Genomic DNA, 21,518 nt, shown 5'->3' with positions numbered 1-21,518 from the left:
TCTACGATGTGATTTTCATCCACAAGACCATCCGCCAGATCGACTTGAGAAAGCGCAAGTGAGGATCGTCAACCCGTTACCCATGTCTCCCGACAGGCGTTACCCATGTATCCCGGCTGAACACACGGCGCACCCTACGAAATCAGGACCCTTCACACTTAAGCGCCGACGCCTGAACGCAACACCGTACTGGTACATAGCCAAACAAAAGGCAGCCGAAGCTGCCTCTTGTTGTGGAGCGGCGCCAGTCAGCCGTTTACGGCAACGACCTCTGGCTCACGCCGGCGGCGTTGCAGCCAGACCACCAGGCCAAACAGCAGCAAGCCCGGAAGCCACATCAGCTCCTTGGGCCAACGCTCGGTCGGGGCGCGTACGACGAGGATCTGCTGGTCGAACTCGAGGCCCGCCTCGGCCGCCGGGCTGCCAAAGGTGACGCTGTCGATCAGCAGTTTGCCGTCTTCTTCATAGGTCAGCAGGCCGAGTTTCTCCATGCGCTGCTCGCCCGTCTCGCCTTCCGGCACCGGCAGCAGCAGGGCGAACTCGCGGGGGTCGCCCACCGCGTCCTCGCCCCTGATGCGCAGACGCAACTGGCTGCCGCCCTCGACTTCGCCCAGTGCCTGCACCAACTGCGCCGGTGGAATATCGCGGTAGGGGTCATGCAGCAGATCCATCCAGAAACCCGGGCGGAACAGGGTGAAGGCGATCAGCAGCAACAGCAGGCTCTCGTGCCAGCGACTCTTGACCAGGAAGTAGCCCTGGGTGCCGGCGGCGAAGATCAGCATGGCGATGGTGGCGACGATGAAGATCAGCACGCCGTGCCAGAAGTCCACGTCGATCAGCAGCAGGTCGGTGTTGAAGATGAACAGGAACGGCAGCGCCGCGGTGCGCAGGCTGTAGTAGAAGGCCATCAGCCCGGTCTTGATCGGGTCGCCCTTGGACACCGCGGCGGCGGCGAACGAGGCCAGGCCCACCGGCGGGGTGACGTCGGCCATGATGCCGAAGTAGAAGACGAACAGGTGCACCGCAATCAGCGGCACGATCAAACCGTTCTGTTGCCCCAGGGCGACCACCACCGGGGCCAGCAGGCTGGACACCACGATGTAGTTGGCGGTGGTCGGCAGGCCCATGCCGAGGATCAGGCTGAGCAGGGCGGTGAGCAGCAGCATCAGCAGCAGGTTGCCCATCGACAGCAGCTCGACCACGTCGGCCAGCACCAGGCCGACCCCGGTCTGCGACACCGCACCGACGATGACACCCGCCGCGGCGGTGGCAATACCGATGCCGATCATGTTGCGCGCGCCGGCGGTCATGCCCTCGCGCAGGTCGACCAGGCCATCCATGAAGCTGCCGTGCTCATGGCTGCCGTCGGTGCGCAACCAGCTCAGCAGCGGACGCTGGGTGAGCAGGATGAACACCAGCATCACGCTGCCCCAGAAGGCCGACAGCCCGGGGGACAGGCGTTCGATCATCAGGCACCAGACCAGCACCACCACCGGCAGCAGGAAGTGCAAGCCGCTGAGCAGCACCGCACGCGTCTCGGGCAGCTTGTCCAGGGGTGCATCGGGGTCCTCCGGCGGCAGCGGCGGGACACTGGCGGCAATCTTCAGCAGGCCGATATAGAGCGCCGCGAGCAGCACGCCGACGACCCAGCTGAAGCCTTCGCCGAGGGCCGGTTTGAGCCAGCCGAGGCCGTAGTAGACCCCGAGGGAAATACCGCTGATCAGCGCCGCACCAAAGGCCAGACCAGTCAGGCGGCGCAGCCAGGGGTGCGCCGGGCTGTTGCGCGGCAGGGCGGTGAGACCGAGCTTGAGCGATTCCAGGTGGACGATGTAGACCAGCGCGATATAGGAGATCAGCGCTGGCAGGAAGGCGTGCTTGACCACGTCGACGTAGGGAATGCCGACGTATTCGACCATCAGGAAGGCCGCGGCACCCATCACCGGCGGCATGATCTGGCCGTTGACCGAGGAGGCCACTTCTACCGCGCCGGCCTTCTCCGCGGAGAAGCCGGTGCGCTTCATCATTGGAATGGTGAAGGTGCCGGTGGTCACCACGTTGGCAATCGAGGAGCCGGAAATCAGCCCGGTCATGCCCGACGCCACCACCGCGGCCTTGGCCGGACCGCCACGGAAGTGCCCGAGCAGGCTGAAGGCCAGTTGAATGAAGTAGTGGCCGGCGCCCGCACGTTCGAGCAGGGCGCCGAACAGCACGAAGAGAAACACGAAGCTGGTGGACACACCCAGGGCGATGCCGAACACCCCTTCGGTGGTGATCCACTGGTGGTTGGCCAGGGCGTTGAAGCTCACCCCGCGGTGTGACAACAGGCCCGGCATATAGGGCCCGGCCAGGCTGTAGACGAGGAACACCAGGGCGATGATCGCCAGCGGCGGCCCGAGCGCGCGGCGGGTGGCCTCGAGCAGCAACGGGATGCCGATGCAGGCGGTCACCAGGTCGGCCGTGGTCAGGCTGCCGGGGCGCTGCGCCAGATCCTGGTAGAAGATGAACAGATAAGCGGCACTGGCCGCTGCCACCAGGCCGAGGACGACATCCAGCAGCGGTACGCGGTCGCGCGGCGAACGCTTGAACGCCGGAAAGGCGAGAAACGCCAGGAGCAGGGCGAAGGCCAGGTGGATGGCGCGGGTCTCGGTGTCGTTGAGCACGCCAATGCCAAAAACGAATGGCAAGGGCGAAGCGATCCACAGCTGGAACAGCGACCAGAGCAGGGCCAGGCCGGCGATCACCTGGGCCATGGTGCCGACGGGGGTACGCGCGCCGACGTCCTGGGCAATCAGATCTTCGGTGGAAAGCTCTGTGGCCGAGTGCGCCTGGTTGGAAAGTTGCTTGTCATGCATGGGCTGCAACCTGCATTCGAGAAATCGGAGAACGGCAAAGCCCGCGGCCTTACGGCGCGCGGGCTTGTTTCAGGCTTAGGCTGTAGCCCGGATAAGCCCAGGCGCAATCCGGGGAATGCAGCTGCGGATTACCCTGGAGCTTACCCAGGCTACGAGCGTGGCTTACATCCAGCCACGTTCCTTGTAATAACGCACGGCGCCGTCATGCAGCGGCGCGGTCAGGCCGGCCTTGATCATGTCGGCTTCCTTGAGATCGGCAAACGCCGGGTGCAGACGCTTGAAGCGCTCGAGGTTGTCGAACACCGACTTGACCAGTTGGTAGACCACTTCCGGGTCGGCCTGGGCCGTGGTGGAGAGCACTGCCTTGCCGCCAATCGAGGGGGTAGGCGCATCGTTGCCCTTGTACACCCCACCCGGGATTTCGGCCTTGGTGTAGTAGCTCTTCTCGGCCAGCAGCTTGTCGATCTCGGCGCCGGTTACCGGTACCAGCACGGCGTCGGTGGTGGTGGTGGCTTCCTGGATCGCGCCATTGGGGTGGCCGACGAAGTAGGTCATGGCATCGATGTTGTTGTCGCCCAGGGCGCTAGCCTGTTCAGCCGGCTTGAGCTCGGCGGACAGGGCGAACACCGACTTGTCCCAGCCCTTGACCCGCATGATTTCATCGAGGGTGTCGCGCTGCCCGGAGCCCGGATTGCCGACGTTGACGCGCTTGCCCTTGAGGTCGTCGAGGCTGGCGATCTTGGCGTCGCGGCGGGCGAGCAGGGTGAAGACTTCGCTCTGCAGGGAGAACAATGCACGGATATCGTCCATCGCGCCTTCGGCCTCGAACGGCGCCAGGCCATTGAGCGCCTTGAACTGGTGGTCCGACTGCATGATGCCGAAGTTGAACTCGCCGCTGCGCAGACCGTTGACGTTGGCCACGCCACCGCCACTGGCCGGGGCGTTGCACTTGATGCCGTGGTCCTTGGCGCCACGGTTGACGAAGCGGCAGATCGACTGCCCGGCCACGTAGTACACCCCGGTCTGACCGCCGGTGCCGATGGTGACGAATTTTTCTTCGGCCTGTGCTGCGCCACTCAGGGTGATACCCGCGAGTGCCGCCGACAGGACCCATGCCAGGGATTTGCCTTTCATGGGGGAGCTCCTTTTCTGCCTGTGGTTAAGCCGCATTAACCTCATGGGATGCGGCCGGAAGCGAGAAAGTCTAACCGCTCAGACAAAATTTGCACGGTGCAATGCGCTATTGGCAGCTAATTGGCTCGCCAGGTGCAAGCCCTCGCGACACTGACCCCAGTCAATAGCCGTGGCGGCCAGGCGCGCTAGCCTTAATGGCAATTCGCCAGTGAGTTGCCGCCATGAACCAGACCCGCCTGCTCGTGACCCTGCCCAAACCGCAATGCGTCAGCCGGGTCCGGCAATTGCTCCAGGCCCAGGCCCCGGGCTGCGAAGTGCTCGGCCTGCCGCGCGACTGCAGCCAGGCCGCTTGCTGTCACTGGTTGCAGGCGCTGCCGCCGCACCAGACCGGTGCCGTGCAGGTCCTGCTCAGCGATGCCGTGGAGGTGCTGGAGCAGACCCGGCATGCCTTCAAGTCGGCGCAACTGGCGCAGCTGCGCAAACGCCTGAGCCGCATGCTGGAGGACTTGTCGGACAATCCGGAATCGGGTAAAACCCCACTCAAGTAGTGGTTTTCGTTTCGGCGATAACCAGCTTTGCCGGGTAGGGCATATGGACCTGCAAGACAGAGCGTCGAGGCGAGTCATTTTTTATAGATGACTCGCCTCGACGCTTTTTTTTGCGCCGAAATACGTAAAGGACTCCCCATGGGCAACGAACAAGAATTCCAGGACCTGCTCCAGCACGTTGGCCTCGACCGCGAAGAAATCAGCCAGCGCCTGCGCTTTCTCGACTGGAGCGCCGCCGATGTCGCGCAGCTCAGCCGCCACAGTGCGGGGCTGCAGCCGGCCCACGCCGATTTTCTCGAGCAGCTCTACCGGCGCCTCGGCGACTTTCCGGCGACCGCCGCCATCGTCAACGACCCGGCCACCATCAGCCGCCTCAAGCACAGCCAGAACGACTACTACCAGCGCCTGTGGAATGGCCCCTACGACCGCGACTACGTGTTCAATCGCCTGCGTATCGGCTGGATTCACCAGAAGATCGGCGTCGACCTCAAGTGGTACCTGGGCGCCTACCGCCTCTACCTGGACCAGATGCTCGACGGCCTGCTCGGCGAGCACCCGGCCAGTGCCGGTTTCGCCAGCCTGCTGAAGGCGGTGTTCTTCGACATCGGCCTGGCCCTGGACACCTACAGCGCCGCGCAACGCAAGGCCCTGGAAGACAGCGAGGCACGCTTCGCCCGCGCCCTGCGCGGAGCCAACGACGGGCTCTGGGACTGGCACGTCGATCACGACCAGCTGTACCTCTCCGAGCGCTGGGCGAGCATGCTCGAGTTGCACCGCGACCAGCTCGGCAGCGGCAGCGCCGGCTGGTTCGCCCGCGTCCACCCGGATGACCTCGGTGGCCTGCGCCGCGCCATAGACGCGCACCTGCAAGGCAGCACGCCTTCCCTGCACCACGAGTACCGCATCCGCCGGCAGAACGGCAGCTACCTGTGGGTGCTGGTGCGCGGCGTGGCCGAGCAGATCGCTCAGGGCCAGCGGCGCATGGCTGGCTCGCAGACCGACATCAGCCAGCGCCGCGCCGTCCAGGAGCAACTGCAGCATGCCGCCCGCCACGACCCGCTCACCGGCCTGGCCAATCGCGACCGCCTGGCCGAGCTATTGACCCAGGCCCTGCAGCGCCAGGGCCGCACTGGCGCGCGCGAGTCGGCATTGCTGTTTATCGACCTGGACCGTTTCAAACTGATCAACGACAGCCTCGGCCACCACATCGGTGACCATGTGCTGGTGGAGGTGGCGCGGCGTCTCGGCCACTGCCTGCGCCCCGGCGATCACCTGATCCGCTTCGGCGGCGACGAGTTCGTGGTCCTGCTCGACGATCTCGCCTGCACCGCCGACGCCGAGCGGGTGGCCCAGCGCATGCTGGACAGCCTGCAGCCGCCCCTGCAGGTGCAGGAGCACCAGTTGGTGGTCAGCATCAGCATTGGCATCGCCACGCTCAGCGAGGAAAACGCCGGCCTCGACTCGCTGCAAGCCGCCGACCTTGCCCTGTACCGCGCCAAGGCTGCCGGCAAGGCGCAGTTCGCCCGTTACAGCGTCGAAATGCAGGCCCAGGCCCAGCATCAACTGGAACTGCAGAGCGCACTCAGCCGGGCGTTGGTCAGGGACGCGTTCAGTCTGGTCTATCAACCCATCTGCCAACTGGATCGCGAGCAGCCCTACCTGGTGGCCGTGGAAGCCCTGTTGCGCTGGCAGCACAAGGGCCAGCCGGTTTCGCCACTGGAGTTCATTCCCTGTCTGGAAGAGTCCGGGGCGATCCTGGCGGTCGGCGACTGGGTGCTGCGCCAGGCCTGCGCGCAGGTACGCCACTGGCAACTGGCCGGCCAGGCGTCTCTGCGCTGCTCGGTCAACCTGTCCAGCCGGCAACTGCAACAGGTCGACTTCGCCGCACGGGTCGCCGATATCCTGCGCGAGAGCGGCCTGCCGCCCGCCAGCCTGGTGCTGGAGATCACCGAAAGCCAGCTGATGGAAGACAGCGCCCAGACCCTGGCCTGCCTGCGCGAACTGGCCAGTCTGGGCATCCAGCTGGCGCTGGACGATTTCGGCACCGGCTACTCCTCGCTCGGCTACCTCAAACGCTTCCCGCTGCACATCCTCAAGGTCGACAAGAGCTTTATCAGCGGCCCCTCCGCCGATGGCGACTCGCAGCTGATCAGCCGCGCCATCATCGGCCTGGGCCTGAGCCTTGGCCTGGAGGTGGTGGCCGAGGGCGTGGAGCGCAGCGAACACCTCGACTTCCTGCGCGCCGAAGGCTGCCGCCTGGCCCAGGGCTACTGGTTCAGCCGTCCGCGGCCACCGGCCGAGCTGGAACGGCTGTTCAGCGGCGAGGACTGCTTCGAGGGCCTCTACTGCCTGCTGCAAGCGCAGCCCGCGCTTTCCCCCACATAAAACTCAACTCGCCGGTCAGTTGCCGTGCCGCCGCCCAGGCCAATACCAGGGCGCGCGACTACGCGCAGCTTGTGCCGGCTGTTCAGCACGCGTGCGGCTGAGTATCCTGACCAGCTGCGAACCCGCAATCCGTATTGCCCCTCAACCTGCGAACCCTCGATGACCACATGGAAGACCCACCTGCTGCGTGTCATCGCCCTGATCCAGCGCAATCCGGGGCTGGTGGCGATCTTCGGCTTCGCCTCGGGGCTGGCGAGCTTCCTGCTGGTCGAACGTCAGGCCGAACTGGCCCAGGTACTGGCCACGGTGATGCTGGTCAGCTGGTTGTGGCTGATCCTGGAAAACATCCTGCGCGCGCAGATCGCCCGCTGGTTCGGCTTCGAGTTGCCGCCGCCGCTGCTGCGCTACGCGACCCAGATGATCCACCAGGAAAGCCTGTTCTTCGTCCTGCCGTTCTTCTTCATCACCACCACCTGGAACAGCGGCCAGGCCCTGTTCAGCGGCGTGCTGGCGGTGGCCGCGCTGGTCTCGATCATCGACCCGCTGTACTACCGATGGCTGGCGCCGCGGCGTTGGCTGTTCCTCGCCTATCACACCCTGGCACTGTTCGCGGTGATGCTCACCGCCCTGCCGATCATCTTCAAGCTGACCACCCCGCAGAGCTATCAGCTGGCCCTGGCCACCGCGGTGATCCTGTCGTTCCCCAGCCTGATCGGGATCATCACCGTGCAACGCTGGTGGCGCGGCGTGCTGCTGGTCGGCTTGACTCTGGCGCTGGGTGCGACCGGCTGGCTGGCGCGCTCCTGGGTGCCGCCGGCGACGCTGTGGCTGACCGAGGTCGCAGTGACCACCGAGTTCGATGACCGCAACCGCGCACCGGGCACCAGGCTGAAGCAGCTCAGTGTCGCGCAACTGCAAAACCAGGGCCTGTTCGCCTACACCGCGATCAACGCGCCGCGCGGCTTGAACGAACGCATCTACCACGTCTGGCGCCACAATGGCCGGTCCGGCGAGCATATCGCCCTGGACATCCACGGTGGCCGCGAGAAAGGCTACCGTGCCTGGACCCACAAGCAGAACTTCCCCGCCGACCCAGTCGGCAACTGGCAGGTGCAGGTCATGACCGAGGCCGGGCAGATGATCGGCGTACTGCGTTTCAAGGTGGTTGAGTAGGCTGGGCCTACGCTTCTTCAGCCGAAGAACCAGTAGCACACGCCGATGGCGGCGAGGATCCCGGCCAGGTCGGCGAACAGCGCACAGGCCACGGCATGCCGGGCGCGCTGGATGCCCACCGCGCCGAAATACACCGCCAGCACGTAGAAGGTGGTCTCGGTACTGCCCTGCACCGTAGCGGCCAGCAGGGCGGGAAAACTGTCCACGCCGAAGCTCTGCATGGTCTCGATCAGCATGGCCCGCGCCGCGCTGCCGGAGAACGGCTTCATCAGGGCGGTGGGCAGGGCGTCGATGAAGCGGGTGTCCCAGCCCAGCCACTGGACCACGGCGCGCACGCCATCGAGGCCGAAGTCCAGGGCGCCGGAGGCGCGCAGCACGCCGATCGCGCAGAGCATGGCGACCAGGTAGGGCAAGAGGCTCTTGGCCACGTCGAAGCCTTCCTTGGCGCCTTCGATAAAGCTCTCGTAGACCGGCACCCGGCGCAGGGCACCGACCAGCAGGAACAGCAGGATCAGGCCGAACAGGGTGAGGTTGCCGAGCAGCGAGGACAGCGCCGCCAGCGCCGTGGCCGAGAGCCCGGCGAGCAGCGCCATGAAGCCACCGAGCAGCAGCGCACCGGGGATCAGGTAGGCCAGCACTACCGGATCCCACAGGCGTAGGCGCTGCACCAGAGCCACCGCCAGCAGGCCGGCCAGGGTCGAGGCGCTGGTGGCCAGGAGGATCGGCAGGAACACCAGGGTCGGGTCGTCGGCGCCCTGTTGCACCCGGTACATGAAGATCGACACCGGCAGCAGGGTCAGGGATGAGGTGTTGAGCACCAGGAAGAGGATCTGCGCGTTGCTCGCCACCACCTTGCTCGGGTTCAGCTCCTGCAGCGCGCGCATGGCTTTCAGGCCGATCGGCGTGGCGGCGTTGTCCAGGCCCAGGCCGTTGGCGGCGAAGTTGAGGGTGATAAAGCCCAGCGCCGGATGGCCGCGCGGCACTTCGGGCATCAGCCGCGCGAACAACGGCCCCAGGGCGCGGCCCAGGAGGTCGACCAGGCCGGCCTTCTCGGCGATACGCAGGAAGCCCAGCCACAGGGTCAGGGTGCCGAACAGCACCACCATCACCTCGACCGCCAGCTTGGCCATGGCGAACAGGCTCTCGACCATGGCGGCGAACACTGCCGGATCGTCACCCAGCAACCAGCGCGACAATGCTGCCACTGCCGCCACCACGAAAAAGCCCAGCCACAAGCCGTTCAGCATCATCCACCCCCAATCGATGCGCGGATGATAACGCGGCTCAAGGTGCTGGCGTCGAGGTTGTGTGGTGACTGGCGGGGATTAACCGAACACAGCCCTGCCCGAGCATGGCGCCCTGCTATTGGCTATCAGCAGGCCCGCAACGCTCTGCCAGCGCCCCATTGCAGGGCGCCAGCCAGTGCCGTGGTTAGCTAGCCCCGTGGGCGGCGGCCCATGATGAATGACACGATGAACAGCACCAGGAACACCACGAACAGAATCTTCGCGATACCCGCGGCAGTGCCGGCGATACCACCGAAGCCCAGTACGGCTGCGACGATGGCGATGATCAGAAAAGTTATGGCCCAGCTCAGCATGGCGTTTCTCCTTGGTGCGTGAGGTCTTGCTGTATATGACTCGAATTCAGTGTAGGACGTTCCAGCTCGGGTATTGCCAGCACCTGGCCAGCGCTGCTTGGCCCGCCGCACGGCTGACCCGGCTCGACACCCGCCTGGGCGCGACTGCCCCACAGCGATTGGCCGGCCAGCACCGTATCGCCGAGCATCACGCCTGACAGGGCCAGCAGAACAACCAGCAGCAAGACCGTCGCACAGAGGGCCGCCTTGCTCGTCTGCTGCGCCATGAGCATGGCTAGAAGACCCAGCCAGATTGACGCGGCGGGGCGTTCCAGGCCGGCGCCAGGCTATCGCTGCTGACCTGCTGCAGCCGCCGGACCGGCGCGGCACCTGGCGGTAGGGCTGGAGCCGTGAGCATGGCGCGGGGCGCAGTCACTTCGGCATCCCGACTCAGCATCAGCCCGATCAGCGCCAGCAAAAACGCGCTGCCAACCAACAAATACTTATCGCTCAACGCGAGAGCGAACTGACGGCTACTCATCCTGAAATTCCTCTCGGTTGTCCGGTGCCCGGCCGGCATGGATGCTGGCGCTGGGTGCTTAAAGATTGACTATTGCAGTGGGCATTTGCAGTTGCCATGCCATCGCTGCAGAAAATAAAAAGACATAAAAATCAACAAGATAAAAATAATTTTAGCAACGACTACGGGCATCCTGCACGAACCATTGCTGGCCGTCGGGCGTTTTGCCCGACGGTCGAGAAGAAGCACCCCTGTGCCGCCAACCGGCTGGCTCCATCGATTGCCCGGGTTCACCCAGGCGTTCGGCCGGCGCACAACCCCGGCGGAGCCCGGTGTGCAACCTTTAGTCCGTGATGCTCAGGCCTGCGGCCTCCACCGCCCGTACACCGCGGATGTTGCGCGCGGCGTACGGGCAGTTGACGAACGGGGCAGGCTGGCCGCCCCGGCAGGGGTCACTGCAGGGAGTTCTTGAGGGCGCGCATGCGGTCGTGGTTAGCGCGGACCTTGGGCATTTCTGCCATCAGCAGTGCGCGCACGTCCGGCTCGGCGCTTTCCAGGGCATCCTCGAAGGCATGCAGGATGCGGTCTTCGGCTTCTTCCAGTTGCGCCACGTAGGTGGCTTCCTTGTCGCTGGTCAGGCTCGCCTTGGTTTCTGCATAGACCTGACGCAGTTTGCCGATAAAGGTGCCTCCGCTGGCCGGGGTTTCCTGATTGGTGGCGACCTTTACCGAGAGCGCGCGAATCAGCTCGGTTTTGCTCTGCGACATGTCGCGGAACAACACCTGCAGTCGTACATCCTTCACTTCGTCGTGGGCATGTTGGTAAAACTGCTGGCCGTCACGGGTGATTTCGATCAGCTCGTTCAGTTGTGCGATTTTGTCGGTCATCTGGAATTCCTCTGCGTGCATCGGCTGCACGCTATTGGGGGACAGCAGCCTTGGGGCGCTGTTTGGATGGGTTAGTCGGCGACGCTCAGGGCGTCGGCATTGACCCCGCGAACGCCGCGGATATTGCGTGCGGTCTCGATGGCCAATTGCTTCTGCGCGCTGCTCGATACGCTGCCGCCGAGGCTGACCTGGCCGTCCTTGGTTTTTACCGAGATGTCCAGGCCGTCGAGGTTGCGGTTGTAGATAAAGCTGGATTTCACCTTGCTGGTGATCCAGGTATCGCTGATGGCCTGGCCGGCATCATCGGCGGCGTTCTGCGTCTTGGCGGCGGCAGTAGCGTCACCGCTGACGCGGATCTGGTTATCGACCTTGCGCACTCCATCGGTATTGCTCGCCAGGCTGCCGGCCAGGTCCTTGGCGGCCTGGTTCTGGGCATTACCGCTGAGGGTGAGGTTGCCATTGTCGGCCTGCACCTTGATATCCAGGCCCTCGGTGTTGCTGTTCCACAGCAGCTTGGATTTCACCGTGGCCACCGTGGTGGCGTCATCGAAGCGCTGCGCCATGGTCGGTTTGCTGCTGCTCTGCCTTTCGACGTTGGGGTCGACCTTGAGTTGGTTATCGACCTTGGTCACGCCTTCGATGCCCAGAGCCAGTTGTTCGGCCAGGTCGCGCTCGACGTCGGTTTCGACGCTGCCGCTGAGCTTGGCGCTGCCGTTTTCCACGTCCACGTCGATGGTGAAGGGATTGAGGTGGCGGTTAAGGGCGAAGGTGGTCCAGATCGAGCCTTCCTGGCGGGCCTCGCTAAGCTGGCGACTGGTATCGCCCTCGGCGGCGAAGGCACTGAAGGGCACCAGGCCGATCAGACCGGCGGTTGCGGTGGCCAGGGCTAGCGTTTTCAGTTTATGCATGGCAGTTGCTCCAATTAGTCACGATCAATCAGCCGCCTGTCGCAGCCGTTACCAATACTTCGCAAGCGTCGTGCCAGCTTAAATAGATAGAAAACCCTTTTATTATCAGTTGCTTATATATTCATCTAGACGAGTTGTTGCATGCAGCTTGCATGATCGCCCGGCCCACGCCGTGCAACTTGCACGACATCCTGCGGCCTAAACCCTTGCACTCGGTTTAAGGAGGAAGGGTATGCACGCAACGGCAATGGAACAGAACAACGGGCGCATTCTGCTGGTCGATGACGAGTCGGCCATTCTGCGGACTTTTCGTTATTGCCTGGAGGACCAGGGCTATCGGGTCAGTACGGCCACGACCGCAGCCCAGGCCCATGCCTTGTTGCTGCGGCAGGTCTTCGACCTGTGTTTTCTCGACCTGCGCCTGGGCGCGGACGATGGCCTCGAAGTACTGGCGCAGATGCGTCTGCAGACCCCCTGGATGCGGGTAGTGATCGTCACCGCCCATTCGGCGGTGGACAGCGCGGTGGATGCCATCCAGGCCGGTGCCGCGGACTATCTGGTCAAGCCCTGCAGCCCCGAGCAGTTGCGCCTGGCCGCCGCCAAGCAGCTGGAAGCGCGGAAGATGGTCGAGCGCCTCGAGAGCCTGGAAGGCTATGTGCGCAAGCCCGGCACCGACCTCGACTCGCAAAGCCCGGCGCTGATGGCGGTGCTGCAGACCGCCCGGCAGGTGGCCGACACCGATGCCAATATCCTGATTCTCGGCGAGTCCGGCACCGGCAAGGGCGAACTGGCCCAGGCCATCCACCGCTGGAGCAAGCGCGCGAAGAAGGCCTGCGTGACCATCAATTGCCCGTCGCTGAGCGCCGAACTGCTCGAGAGCGAGCTGTTCGGCCACAGCCGCGGAGCCTTTACCGGGGCCAGCGAGAGCACCCTGGGCCGGGTCAGCCAGGCCGATGGCGGCAGCCTGTTTCTCGACGAGATCGGCGATTTCCCGCTGATCCTGCAGCCCAAGCTGCTGCGTTTTATCCAGGACAAGGCCTACGAGCGCGTCGGCGACCCGGTGACCCGTCAGGCCGACGTGCGGATACTCGCGGCCACCAACCTCAACCTGGACGAGATGGTGCGTCTGGGGCGCTTTCGCGAAGACCTGCTGTACCGTCTGAATGTCATCACCCTGACCATGCCGCCGTTACGCGAGCGCCGCGAGGACATCCTCGACCTGGCCGAGCGCTTTCTCGCCCGCTTCGTGGTCGAATATGCCCGCCCCGCGCGCAACTTCAGTGACGGCGCGCGCGCGGCGCTGCTGGCGTACGCCTGGCCGGGCAATATCCGCGAACTGCGCAATGTGATCGAGCGCGCCAGCATTATCTGCACCGAGGAACTGGTTCAGGTCAGCCACCTGGGGCTGAGCGTGCATCACGGCACCAGCCAGCCCCAGGTCGGCGATCCGCTGAGCCTGGAGGCACTGGAGAAGGCCCATATCAGCGCCATCCTGGCCAGCTGCGAGAGCCTCGATCAGGCCGCCAGAACCCTCGGTATCGACGCCTCGACCCTGTACCGCAAGCGCAAGCAGCTGAGCCTGTGACGTTGCGCAACCGCCTGCTGCTGAGCAGTGGCGCGCTGCTGACGGTGGCGTTGATCGGTCTGCTGCTGGGGATTTTCAGCGTACTGCAGCTGACCCAGGTGCAAAGCCAGGTGATGCAGCGCAACCTGCAGATCATCGACGCCAGCCTGGGCCTGCGCCAGGAACAGGGCAAGCAGGTGCTCCTGCTGTTGGCGGAAGACCTCGACCGGGCCGCCCTCGAAGCTTCCGACCAGCGCTTTCGGCGATGGCTGCAGCGCGCCGAAGAGAGTGCAATGGATGTCAGCGATCGCCAGGCCATTGGCCAGATCGAGCGCGCCTACACCCACTTCGACGAGCTGCTGGCCAAGCCGCTCACCGTGCGCCGCGAGCTGCTCAACAATGACCAGTTCGGTCAGGCCATGGACATCCTGAGCGAGCGCATCAATGCCGTGCAGCTGCGCTATGTCGCCGCCGTGGAACAGGCGGAGGCCAGTTCGCGGCAGCGTGCCTGGCTGATTGCCGGGCTACTCGGGCTGATTGGCCTGGCGATGCTGCTGATCGGTTTCGCCAGCGCCCACGGCATCGCCCAGCGCTTCGGCCAGCCGATCGAAGTCCTCGCGCGCGCCGCCGACCAGATTGGCCAGGGCGACTTTCAGGTCGTCCTGCCGGTTACCCCGGTGGCGGAGATGTCCGCCCTGAGCCAGCGCTTCGGGCTGATGGCCGAGGCCCTGCGCGAATTCAGGAACAGCGACGTCGAGGCCCTGCAGGCCGAGCAGCACCGCCTGCAGGCGGTGCTCGACAGCATCGACGATGGCCTGCTGATCTTCGACAGCCAGGGCCGGATCGAACACTTCAACCCGGTGGCCCGGCGCCAGCTTTGCTGGGACGCGCAGTACCTGGGCCGCGAACTAGGCGAGGCGTTGCAGCGTCCCGAACTGAGCACGCAACTGCGGCAGGTCTTGCAGGGTGAAAGCCTGGATGGGGAGCTGGACGACCTGCAGATCGAGGTCGCCGGCGAGAAGCGCCTGCTGGCCTACAGTCTGTCGTCAGTCAGTCACGGCGAGGGGGCCTTTATGTGCGCGGTGATGGTGCTGCGCGATGTCACCGAGCTGCGCATGTTCGAGCGGGTGCGCAGCGAGTTCGTCCTGCGCGCCTCTCACGAGCTGCGTACCCCGGTCACCGGCATGCTGATGGCCTTGTCCCTGTTGCAGGAGCGCCTGGATTTCCCGCCGGCCTCCCGCGAGGCGGATCTGCTGAGCACCCTCGATGAGGAAATGCACCGGTTGCTGCGGCTGATCAACGACCTGCTGGACTTCTCGCGCTATCAGAACGGCCTGCAAAGCCTGGTGCTGTCGAGTCAGGTCATCGAGCCCCTGCTGCGGCAGGCACAGCAGCGTTTCAGGGCCCAGGCCGACGAACTGGGAGTGGCCATCAGCACCCAGCTGCAGGGCGATCTGCCGCTACTGGACATCGATCCGCTACAGATCGAGCGGGTTCTCGACAACCTGATCGGCAATGCCCTGCGCCATAGCCAGCCAGGCGGCGAGATCCGCCTGCAGGCCAGCCCCAAGGGCACACGGGTGCTGATCAGCGTGGAGGACAGCGGCGAGGGGATTGCCCATAACCGGCAGGCGCGGATCTTCGAGCCCTTCGTCCAGTTTGGTGAGCGGCGCGGCGGGGCCGGCCTGGGCCTGGCCCTGTGCAAGGAAATCGTGCAACTGCACGGCGGCCATATCGGCGTGCGCTCGCAGGTCGGTAAGGGCGCGCAGTTCTACCTGTTGTTGCCGGTCTCGGCTGTCCCGGCGGTTGCAAACCCTACACCGCAGGCGCCCCAGGCGGGCGTTTCATGCCCACAGCTTTAGAGGTGGTGAGCATATCGAGCGCCGTAGCGATACTGTCTCCAGGCGCTCATGCTCCAGGCGCTCATGTAGCGCAAGCGCAACAGCGTAGCGAACGTTTTTTCACAACCTCTCAGTGCTGCATCTGCTGGTTGAGCACCAGCAACAGCGCCGCCGTCTCGGCATCCGGCTCACCGTCGTAGCGCGCCTGGCGGTACTTCATCTGGAAGGCGGCCAGTACATTGCGCGTGGCCTCATCCAGTTCGCCATGTTCGGGCACCAGATAGCCCTGCCGCGCCAACTGCTGCTGAAACCAGGCCACCGTGGGCAGGCTCTGGCTGAACAGGGCCTGCTGCTGCGCCACGGCCTGGGTGTCCGGCCAGGGCAGCAGACCGGCGTCGGCCAGGCGTTTCCAGGGGAACAGCGGTCCCGGATCGACCTTGCGCTGGGGTGCCACGTCGCTGTGGCCGAGAATGCTGCCGAGGGGTAGCTGATGGCGCTGCATGATGTCCTTGAGCAGTTCGATCAGCGCGTCGATCTGTGCCGGGGCATAGGGTTGCCAGTAGCGCCCGGCGGGGCCCTCGTAGTAACCCTGGTTGATCAGTTCGATACCGATCGAGGTGCTATTGAGCCAGGTGCGCCCCTGCCACTGGCTGTCGCCGGCATGCCAGGCACGGCGATTTTCATCGACCAGGCGGTAGATGGTCGGCGGCGTAGCGCCGATCAGGTAATGGCTGCTGACTTCTTCCTCGGTCAGCAGGCGCAAGGAGCGCGACAGATCGGTCGAGGTGTAGTGCAGGATGATGTACTGCACCCGGCTGTTCTGGCCGACCGCGGTGTAACGGCTGTCGATCCGCGGACCGCTGGCACAACCGGTGAGCAGGGTGATCAACAGGGCAAGGCAAAAGAATTTCATGGGCGGATATGCAACACGCTTTGCAGGTTATCCAACAGCATGTCGACGCTGAGCATGATCAACAGCATGCCCATCAGTCGCTCTACTGCGGTCAGCCCGCGGGGGCCGAGGAAACGCTGCAGGAACGAGGCCTGCAACAGGATAAAGGCGGTCGCCGCCCAGGCCAGAATGACTGCCAGGTAGAGTTCCCAGAGCGGCCCTTCATGGGTATTGCGCAGGGTCATCAACACCGCCAGGGCCGAGGGCCCCGCCACCGCCGGCGTCGCCAGCGGCACCAGTATCGGCTCGCCATCCGGGACATCGCCGAGCACGCCTTGCGGGCCGGGGAAGATCAGGCGCATGGCGATCACGAACAGGATGATACCGCCGGCAATCGCGGTTGCCTCGCGCGACAGGCCGAGGGCGCTGAGTACTTTGTCACCAAAGGTAAGGAACAGCAGGAGCAAGGCCAGGGCGCAGAGCAACTCGCGCCCCGCGATCCACAGCCGGCGCCTGGGTGCGACGTTCTTCAGCGCGGCGATAAAGATGGCAATATTGCCGAACGGGTCGGTCACCAGAAAAATCAACACCGCGATACCGAAAATATCCATGCAGCACTCCTCGACAGGTCGCGACAGTCTAATGTTGTAGAAGGCGTCAGTCTGTCGGCAATACGCCTTCGCCAGGCACATCGGCGGCAAGCGCCTGTAACCGCCGCCCATCCCTTGGGTCAAACGACACTCGAGGAACCCCCCATGCGTGCACTGTTGTGGTTCAAACAGGATCTGCGCCTCGACGATCACCCGGCCTTGCAGGCCGGGCTGAGTGCAGAGTGCCTGCTGCCAGTGTTCGTCTTCGATCCGGCGCAGTTGCAGCTCTGCGCGTTTGGCACTCGCCGGCTCGGTGTGCACCGTGCGCGTTTTCTCCTGGAAAGCCTGGCCGCACTGGATGGTGCCCTGCGCCAGCGCGGCTCGCACTTGCTGGTTCTGCCGGGCGCGCCCGAGCAGGTGATTCCCCAGCTGGTCAGCCAGTTCGACTTGGACCTGGTGCTGACCCTGGAAGAGATCGCCCCGGACGAGCGCGCGCAGCTGGCTCGTGTACAAGATGCGCTCGCCGGCGTGGCGCTGCAGCAAGCGCCGGGCAACAGCCTGTTGCGCGCCGAGGAGCTGCCCTGCCAGATCGCACAGATGCCGCAAGTCTTTACCCAGTTCAAGAACCTGGTCGAGGATCGTGTGCATGTATTTCAACCGCGTCCGCCGCCGGATCGCCTGCCGGTCCTGCCGGATGGCGCTGCGGCGTTGCTGCAGGCACTGCCGACCCTGTCCCAGCTGGGCCTGGGCGATCCGCTCAGCGTGTCGGCCAGCGCCTTCCCCTTCTCCGGCGGCGAGACCGCGGCCCAGGCGCGGCTGCGCGACTACCTGTGGGGTAGCCAGGGTGTGCGCCACTACAAAGAGACGCGCAACGGCCTGATCGGCAGCGAATACTCGTCGAAACTGTCCCCCTGGCTGGCCAGCGGCAGCATCTCGGCGCGGCGGGTGATGGCCGAGTTGCGTCGCCATGAGGGGCAATACGGCTGCAACGACTCAACCTATTGGTTGTGGCTGGCACTGCTCTGGCGTGATTTCTTGCGCTGGACCCTGGTTCGCCACGGCAGCGCGCTGTTCAAGGCCGGCGGTTTGAAAGCCACGGAGCACGCCCCGCAACGACTCGATCAAGGCTTCGAACGCTGGTGTCAGGGCCGTACCGGCATGCCGCTGGTGGACGCCAATATGCGCGAACTGGCTGCTACCGGCTTCATCTCCAGTCGCGGCCGGCAGATCGTCGCCAGTTACCTGATCAACGACCTGCAGCAGGATTGGCGGTACGGTGCCGCCTGGTTCGAGGAGCACCTGATCGACTACGATCCGGCGAGCAACTGGGGCAATTGGGCCTACCTGGTCGGGGTCGGCAGCGACCCCCAACGCCAGCGCACCTTCAACGCTCTGCGCCAGGCCCGCGAATACGATCCGGACGCTACCTACGTCAGCCTCTGGCTGCCGGAGCTGCGCCACCTGCCGCAGCATTTGCGCCACACGCCGTTTCTGCTCTCGCAGTTGCAGCTGGACGCGCTCAACTACCCGCGCCTGGAACAGATTCCCGAGACCTGGCGGCCCTATCTGCCGAGAGCGGCCTGAAGCCCCGGACTGGACGTGGAGAGCGGAGGATGGGGCGAGCCGCGCAGGTGACAACCCCTCCGTACTGCAAATGCCGGCGCAACTCGTCCGCAGGATGTGTTGAGCGCAGCGATACCCATCAAGCGGTTTATGCCTGTACCCGCAGGCAGGGCGAATATCGATGATGGGTTACGGCGCGTTTGTTCTGCGGGCAGCAGGTCAATTTGCGGGCGCCTAACCTCGGCGGCCGCTCCTACATGGGGTGGCGAATGCCCAGCGCCTATCCTGAGGGCTCAGCCCGCCTCGACGCGGTTGCGGTTGCCGCGCTTGGCCCGGTACAGGGCCTGGTCGGCGCGCTCGAAGACCTGGTCGGCGCGTTCAGCGCTGGCGAAGGCACTGATCCCGGCCGACAGGGTAATAGTCACCCGCTCGCCCCTGAAGTGGAACGGGCAGGCCTCAATGCCGGCGCGCAGGGTTTCCAGCAGTTGCAAGCCACCCGCCAAGGGGGTCGCCGGGATCAACAGGGCGAACTCCTCACCGCCGAAACGGGCGATGAAGTCGGTCTTGCGCAGGCGCTTGTGCAGTTCGCCAGCGATGATTTTCAGCACTTTGTCGCCGGCCAGGTGGCCGTACCCGTCGTTGATCCGCTTGAAATGGTCGATGTCGACCACTGCCAGTAGCAGTTCGCCGCCGTAACGTTGCCAGCGCGCCAACTCCAGATCCAGGCGTTCGTTCCAGGCCGCACGATTGGGCAGGCCGGTGAGCGGATCGAGCAAGGCCTTCTGCCGTTGCTCTTCCAGGTGCTGACGAAAGCCCTTGGCTTCCTGCTCCATGTTAGCCACTCGCTCGACCAGGGTTTGCAGGCGCCCGGCCACCAGTTGTTCGCGCTCGTCACGCTGGCGCTGGTATTGCTCCATGGTACCGAGCAAGCCGCCCAGGCGGGTTTCCACCAGTTCCTTGAGGCTCGGCAGATCGGTTGCCTGCTGCACGCTGCTGTGCAGGCCGTCGACCTGCTGGCGCAGTTCGCTATCCAGCTCGCGCGCGGCGCTGACCGAGTCGGCGTAGCCATCGTGGGCGTCCTGCAAACCGCCCTGGAAGGCCGCCAGGCGTTCATTGAGCTGCTTGAGGTAACCCTCGAACTCGCGCTGGCCGACGTCTGCGACGGCCAGCATCAGCACGGCCAGATCATCCAGCACCGGCACCAGCTCATACAGGTTCAAACCGGCCAGAATGCGCTCGCGCAGCAGGTCGGCCTGGTCCTGGTGGCGCTCCGGCAGGGCCAGCTCATCCAGCAGACCGAGCAGGGTGGTCTCGACATGCTTGGCGATGGCGCTGTAACCAGGCTCGGGCGGCGCCGGCAGGGCGTAGTCGGGATCCGTCTCGGCAGGCGCGAGCGGTGCTTCAGCGGAGCGCGGCGCTGCTGTCGGCGGCAACAGGCCGGCAGGCAGTGGCAGGCTGTCGAGCACGCTCGCCGGCGGAACCGGGGTTGGGGCGTGAACGGCGCGCGGCGCGATCTGGCTGACGGCGACCTCAGTTGCTTCGGCCACGGGGCCGGCGGGCGCTGGATCCGCCAAGGGCGCGACTGCCGGTGACACTGTCGCCGGCTGCTGCGCCACTGGCTCAGGCACGGATTCGGCCGCGGCCGGCAGCTCATGGATGGCCGGCGTGCGGCCGGCGAACAGGCGCTGGAGCAAGCCCGGACGTTCGACCTGCTCGTGCCCCAGGACAGCCAGAGCCTGTTGCTGCAGGGTACTCAGCTCGGCCAGCAGCAGCGGCAACTCACGCAGCTGCTCGGCACGGCTATCGAGCTGCTTGGCATAGTCTTTCAGCGGCTTGCGCACTTCCCGCGGCAGCTCCAGATCGAGCAACTGGCCAACCAGCGCCACCAGCGCAGTGGAAACCTGACCGACCCGCTGTTGACGCCGCTGTTCGGAGTCCAGCACGGTTTTTTCCAGACGCGGGATCAGCGCCGAGAGTCCCGCATCCATGTCGTCGCGGCGCAGGATTTCGCGCAGATCCTGCATGCACTGATCGACGGCTTTATCGGCCCCCTCGGCCGCCAGGCTGCTGCGCACCAGGCCACGACGCAGCAGATCGACCCGGGCGTCCCAGCGCCGTTCGAGGGCTTCCTGCTGTTCGAGGCTGGCCAGGTACTTGTTTTTCCAGCGCTGGGCGTCGTTGTTCATTGCGGCTTTCCGCGGGCTGGCAGGTTCGGCAGGGGCCGCTGCAGGCCGCCCAACGCATGGGGCAGACGAATTTCCACTGCCACCGGCAGATGGTCGGAGATCGGCAGGGCCAGCACCTCGAAGCGCTCCAGCAGCAGGTCGGGACTGAGCAGGATGTGGTCGAGGCAGCGCTGCGGCCGCCAGCTGGGAAAGGTCGCTTCGATCTGCGGCGCCACCAGGCCGAGGTCGCGCAAGGGCGAGCTCAGCAGCAGGTCGCTGGCGTGGGTGTTCATGTCGCCCATCAGAATCTGGTGCCGGTAGCCGCCGATCAATTCGCGGATATAGGCCAACTGGCGGGTGCGGGTACGCGCCCCGAGTGCCAGGTGCATCATCACCACCACGATGGCGTCCTCGCCTTCGCCAATGCGCAGCAGCATCGCGCCGCGGCCGCGTGGGCCCGGCAGCGGGTGATCCTCCAGCAGGCTGGGGCGCAGTCGGCTGAGCACGCCATTGCTGTGCTGGGCCAGATGGCCAAGATTGCGATTGAGCTGCTGATACCAGTAAGGGAAGGCACCGAGGTGGGCCAGGTGTTCGACCTGGTTGACGTAGCCGGAGCGCAGACTGCCGCCATCGGCTTCCTGCAGGGCGACCAGGTCATAATCCGCCAGCAGATTGCCGATGCGCTGCAGATTGCCGGCGCGGCCGTTGTGCGGCAGCAGGTGCTGCCAGCTGCGAGTCAGGTAGTGATGGTAGCGCTGGGTGTTGATGCCGACCTGGATATTGAAACTGAGCAGACGCAGGAGCCCGCCACAGGGCCAGTCGCCGACCGCAGTGCACTGCGGGTTGACCTGTGGGTCACACAGGCCAACCTGGCGGCTGCTCGACCAGCGGCGCAGCATGCTCGGCACTCGTGGCGG

Annotated in this window: 18 protein-coding genes; 6 read left to right on the top strand and 12 right to left on the bottom strand. The window is 65.1% G+C overall.

Annotated elements, in window-relative coordinates; all coding sequences use genetic code 11:
• Positions 1–248: 248 nt before the first annotated feature.
• Together R3355_RS21205 and R3355_RS21200 are read right to left on the bottom strand one after the other, a co-directional pair.
• Positions 249–2,852, bottom strand: coding sequence for a TRAP transporter permease (locus R3355_RS21205; RefSeq protein WP_318963041.1), 2,604 nt, complete (start codon positions 2,850–2,852; stop codon positions 249–251).
• Between the two features lie 162 nt (positions 2,853–3,014).
• On the bottom strand, positions 3,015–3,986 hold the full coding sequence (locus R3355_RS21200; RefSeq protein ID WP_318951289.1) for a TAXI family TRAP transporter solute-binding subunit: 972 nt from the start codon (positions 3,984–3,986) through the stop codon (positions 3,015–3,017).
• A gap of 221 nt (positions 3,987–4,207) precedes the next feature.
• Here R3355_RS21200 and R3355_RS21195 point away from each other — a divergent pair, with 221 nt between their 5' ends.
• The 3 genes from R3355_RS21195 (at position 4,208) to R3355_RS21185 (ending at position 8,092) form a co-directional block, all read left to right on the top strand.
• Positions 4,208–4,534, top strand: a complete 327-nt coding sequence (locus tag R3355_RS21195) for a hypothetical protein (protein WP_318951290.1) — start codon at positions 4,208–4,210, stop codon at positions 4,532–4,534.
• A gap of 138 nt (positions 4,535–4,672) precedes the next feature.
• Positions 4,673–6,919, top strand: coding sequence for an EAL domain-containing protein (locus tag R3355_RS21190; protein WP_318963039.1), 2,247 nt, complete (start codon positions 4,673–4,675; stop codon positions 6,917–6,919).
• Positions 6,920–7,078: 159 nt separating this feature from the next.
• Positions 7,079–8,092 (top strand): DUF5924 family protein, encoded by a 1,014-nt coding sequence (locus R3355_RS21185; RefSeq protein WP_318963038.1) that lies wholly within the window; start codon positions 7,079–7,081, stop codon positions 8,090–8,092.
• 17 nt (positions 8,093–8,109) lie between these two features.
• Here the strand turns inward: R3355_RS21185 and R3355_RS21180 are convergent, their stop codons facing one another.
• From R3355_RS21180 to R3355_RS21155, 6 genes are all read right to left on the bottom strand, one after another.
• Entirely contained in the window at positions 8,110–9,339 is a 1,230-nt protein-coding gene (locus tag R3355_RS21180; protein WP_318963043.1) for a nucleoside recognition domain-containing protein, read from the bottom strand.
• Between the two features lie 188 nt (positions 9,340–9,527).
• Entirely contained in the window at positions 9,528–9,692 is a 165-nt protein-coding gene (locus R3355_RS21175; RefSeq protein WP_318963036.1) for a DUF1328 domain-containing protein, read from the bottom strand.
• Positions 9,686–9,964 (bottom strand): hypothetical protein, encoded by a 279-nt coding sequence (locus R3355_RS21170; RefSeq protein WP_318963034.1) that lies wholly within the window; start codon positions 9,962–9,964, stop codon positions 9,686–9,688. The genes R3355_RS21175 and R3355_RS21170 overlap by 7 nt, the downstream gene beginning before the upstream one ends.
• Positions 9,965–9,966: 2 nt before the next feature.
• A complete protein-coding gene (locus R3355_RS21165; RefSeq protein WP_318963033.1) occupies positions 9,967–10,212 on the bottom strand; it encodes a hypothetical protein in 246 nt (81 codons plus the stop codon).
• Positions 10,213–10,643: 431 nt separating this feature from the next.
• A complete protein-coding gene (locus tag R3355_RS21160) occupies positions 10,644–11,078 on the bottom strand; it encodes a PA2169 family four-helix-bundle protein (protein ID WP_318963031.1) in 435 nt (144 codons plus the stop codon).
• Between the two features lie 71 nt (positions 11,079–11,149).
• Positions 11,150–11,986 carry a BON domain-containing protein gene (locus R3355_RS21155; protein WP_318963030.1) on the bottom strand — a complete coding sequence of 279 codons (837 nt, stop codon included), beginning with the start codon at positions 11,984–11,986 and terminating at the stop codon, positions 11,150–11,152.
• Between the two features lie 247 nt (positions 11,987–12,233).
• Here R3355_RS21155 and algB point away from each other — a divergent pair, with 247 nt between their 5' ends.
• Positions 12,234–13,571 carry a sigma-54-dependent response regulator transcription factor AlgB gene (gene algB, locus R3355_RS21150; protein ID WP_413243555.1) on the top strand — a complete coding sequence of 446 codons (1,338 nt, stop codon included), beginning with the start codon at positions 12,234–12,236 and terminating at the stop codon, positions 13,569–13,571.
• On the top strand, positions 13,568–15,412 hold the full coding sequence (locus tag R3355_RS21145; RefSeq protein WP_318963026.1) for an ATP-binding protein: 1,845 nt from the start codon (positions 13,568–13,570) through the stop codon (positions 15,410–15,412). The genes algB and R3355_RS21145 overlap by 4 nt, the downstream gene beginning before the upstream one ends.
• A 109-nt stretch (positions 15,413–15,521) precedes the next feature.
• On the opposite strand, the gene R3355_RS21140 is transcribed toward R3355_RS21145, so the two are convergent.
• Positions 15,522–16,304: an N-acetylmuramoyl-L-alanine amidase gene (locus R3355_RS21140; RefSeq protein ID WP_318963025.1), complete on the bottom strand. Its 783-nt coding sequence runs from the start codon at positions 16,302–16,304 to the stop codon at positions 15,522–15,524.
• On the bottom strand, positions 16,301–16,894 hold the full coding sequence (locus tag R3355_RS21135; protein ID WP_318963024.1) for a MarC family protein: 594 nt from the start codon (positions 16,892–16,894) through the stop codon (positions 16,301–16,303). The genes R3355_RS21140 and R3355_RS21135 overlap by 4 nt, the downstream gene beginning before the upstream one ends.
• A gap of 144 nt (positions 16,895–17,038) precedes the next feature.
• Between R3355_RS21135 and R3355_RS21130 the strand changes: the two genes are divergently transcribed.
• The gene (locus R3355_RS21130) at positions 17,039–18,457 is read left to right on the top strand and encodes a DASH family cryptochrome (protein ID WP_318963022.1); all 1,419 of its coding nucleotides are present in this window, start codon (positions 17,039–17,041) and stop codon (positions 18,455–18,457) included.
• Positions 18,458–18,729: 272 nt separating this feature from the next.
• Here R3355_RS21130 and R3355_RS21125 read toward each other — a convergent pair whose 3' ends face one another.
• Both R3355_RS21125 and R3355_RS21120 read right to left on the bottom strand, forming a co-directional pair.
• Positions 18,730–20,622: a diguanylate cyclase gene (locus R3355_RS21125; protein ID WP_318963021.1), complete on the bottom strand. Its 1,893-nt coding sequence runs from the start codon at positions 20,620–20,622 to the stop codon at positions 18,730–18,732.
• Entirely contained in the window at positions 20,619–21,500 is an 882-nt protein-coding gene (locus R3355_RS21120; RefSeq protein ID WP_318947528.1) for an endonuclease/exonuclease/phosphatase family protein, read from the bottom strand. The genes R3355_RS21125 and R3355_RS21120 overlap by 4 nt, the downstream gene beginning before the upstream one ends.
• Positions 21,501–21,518: the final 18 nt, after the last annotated feature.

Source organism: Pseudomonas sp., assembly GCF_033723075.1.
Lineage (GTDB): Bacteria > Pseudomonadota > Gammaproteobacteria > Pseudomonadales > Pseudomonadaceae > Aquipseudomonas.
The sequence above is the reverse complement of the archived record's forward strand: the minus strand, read 5'-3'. Positions and strand labels throughout refer to the sequence as shown.

Bases quoted from the DNA above. Each gene is read 5' to 3' on its own strand.
- R3355_RS21205 (WP_318963041.1), bottom strand. From the start codon at position 2,852: ATGCATGACAAGCAACTTTCCAACCAGGCGCACTCGGCCACAGAGCTT.
- R3355_RS21200 (WP_318951289.1), bottom strand. From the start codon at position 3,986: ATGAAAGGCAAATCCCTGGCATGGGTCCTGTCGGCGGCACTCGCGGGT.
- R3355_RS21195 (WP_318951290.1), top strand. From the start codon at position 4,208: ATGAACCAGACCCGCCTGCTCGTGACCCTGCCCAAACCGCAATGCGTC.
- R3355_RS21190 (WP_318963039.1), top strand. From the start codon at position 4,673: ATGGGCAACGAACAAGAATTCCAGGACCTGCTCCAGCACGTTGGCCTC.
- R3355_RS21185 (WP_318963038.1), top strand. From the start codon at position 7,079: ATGACCACATGGAAGACCCACCTGCTGCGTGTCATCGCCCTGATCCAG.
- R3355_RS21180 (WP_318963043.1), bottom strand. From the start codon at position 9,339: ATGCTGAACGGCTTGTGGCTGGGCTTTTTCGTGGTGGCGGCAGTGGCA.
- R3355_RS21175 (WP_318963036.1), bottom strand. From the start codon at position 9,692: ATGCTGAGCTGGGCCATAACTTTTCTGATCATCGCCATCGTCGCAGCC.
- R3355_RS21170 (WP_318963034.1), bottom strand. From the start codon at position 9,964: ATGCTCATGGCGCAGCAGACGAGCAAGGCGGCCCTCTGTGCGACGGTC.
- R3355_RS21165 (WP_318963033.1), bottom strand. From the start codon at position 10,212: ATGAGTAGCCGTCAGTTCGCTCTCGCGTTGAGCGATAAGTATTTGTTG.
- R3355_RS21160 (WP_318963031.1), bottom strand. From the start codon at position 11,078: ATGACCGACAAAATCGCACAACTGAACGAGCTGATCGAAATCACCCGT.
- R3355_RS21155 (WP_318963030.1), bottom strand. From the start codon at position 11,986: ATGCATAAACTGAAAACGCTAGCCCTGGCCACCGCAACCGCCGGTCTG.
- algB (WP_413243555.1), top strand. From the start codon at position 12,234: ATGGAACAGAACAACGGGCGCATTCTGCTGGTCGATGACGAGTCGGCC.
- R3355_RS21140 (WP_318963025.1), bottom strand. From the start codon at position 16,304: ATGAAATTCTTTTGCCTTGCCCTGTTGATCACCCTGCTCACCGGTTGT.
- R3355_RS21135 (WP_318963024.1), bottom strand. From the start codon at position 16,894: ATGGATATTTTCGGTATCGCGGTGTTGATTTTTCTGGTGACCGACCCG.
- R3355_RS21130 (WP_318963022.1), top strand. From the start codon at position 17,039: ATGCGTGCACTGTTGTGGTTCAAACAGGATCTGCGCCTCGACGATCAC.
- R3355_RS21125 (WP_318963021.1), bottom strand. From the start codon at position 20,622: ATGAACAACGACGCCCAGCGCTGGAAAAACAAGTACCTGGCCAGCCTC.
- R3355_RS21120 (WP_318947528.1), bottom strand. From the start codon at position 21,500: ATGCTGCGCCGCTGGTCGAGCAGCCGCCAGGTTGGCCTGTGTGACCCA.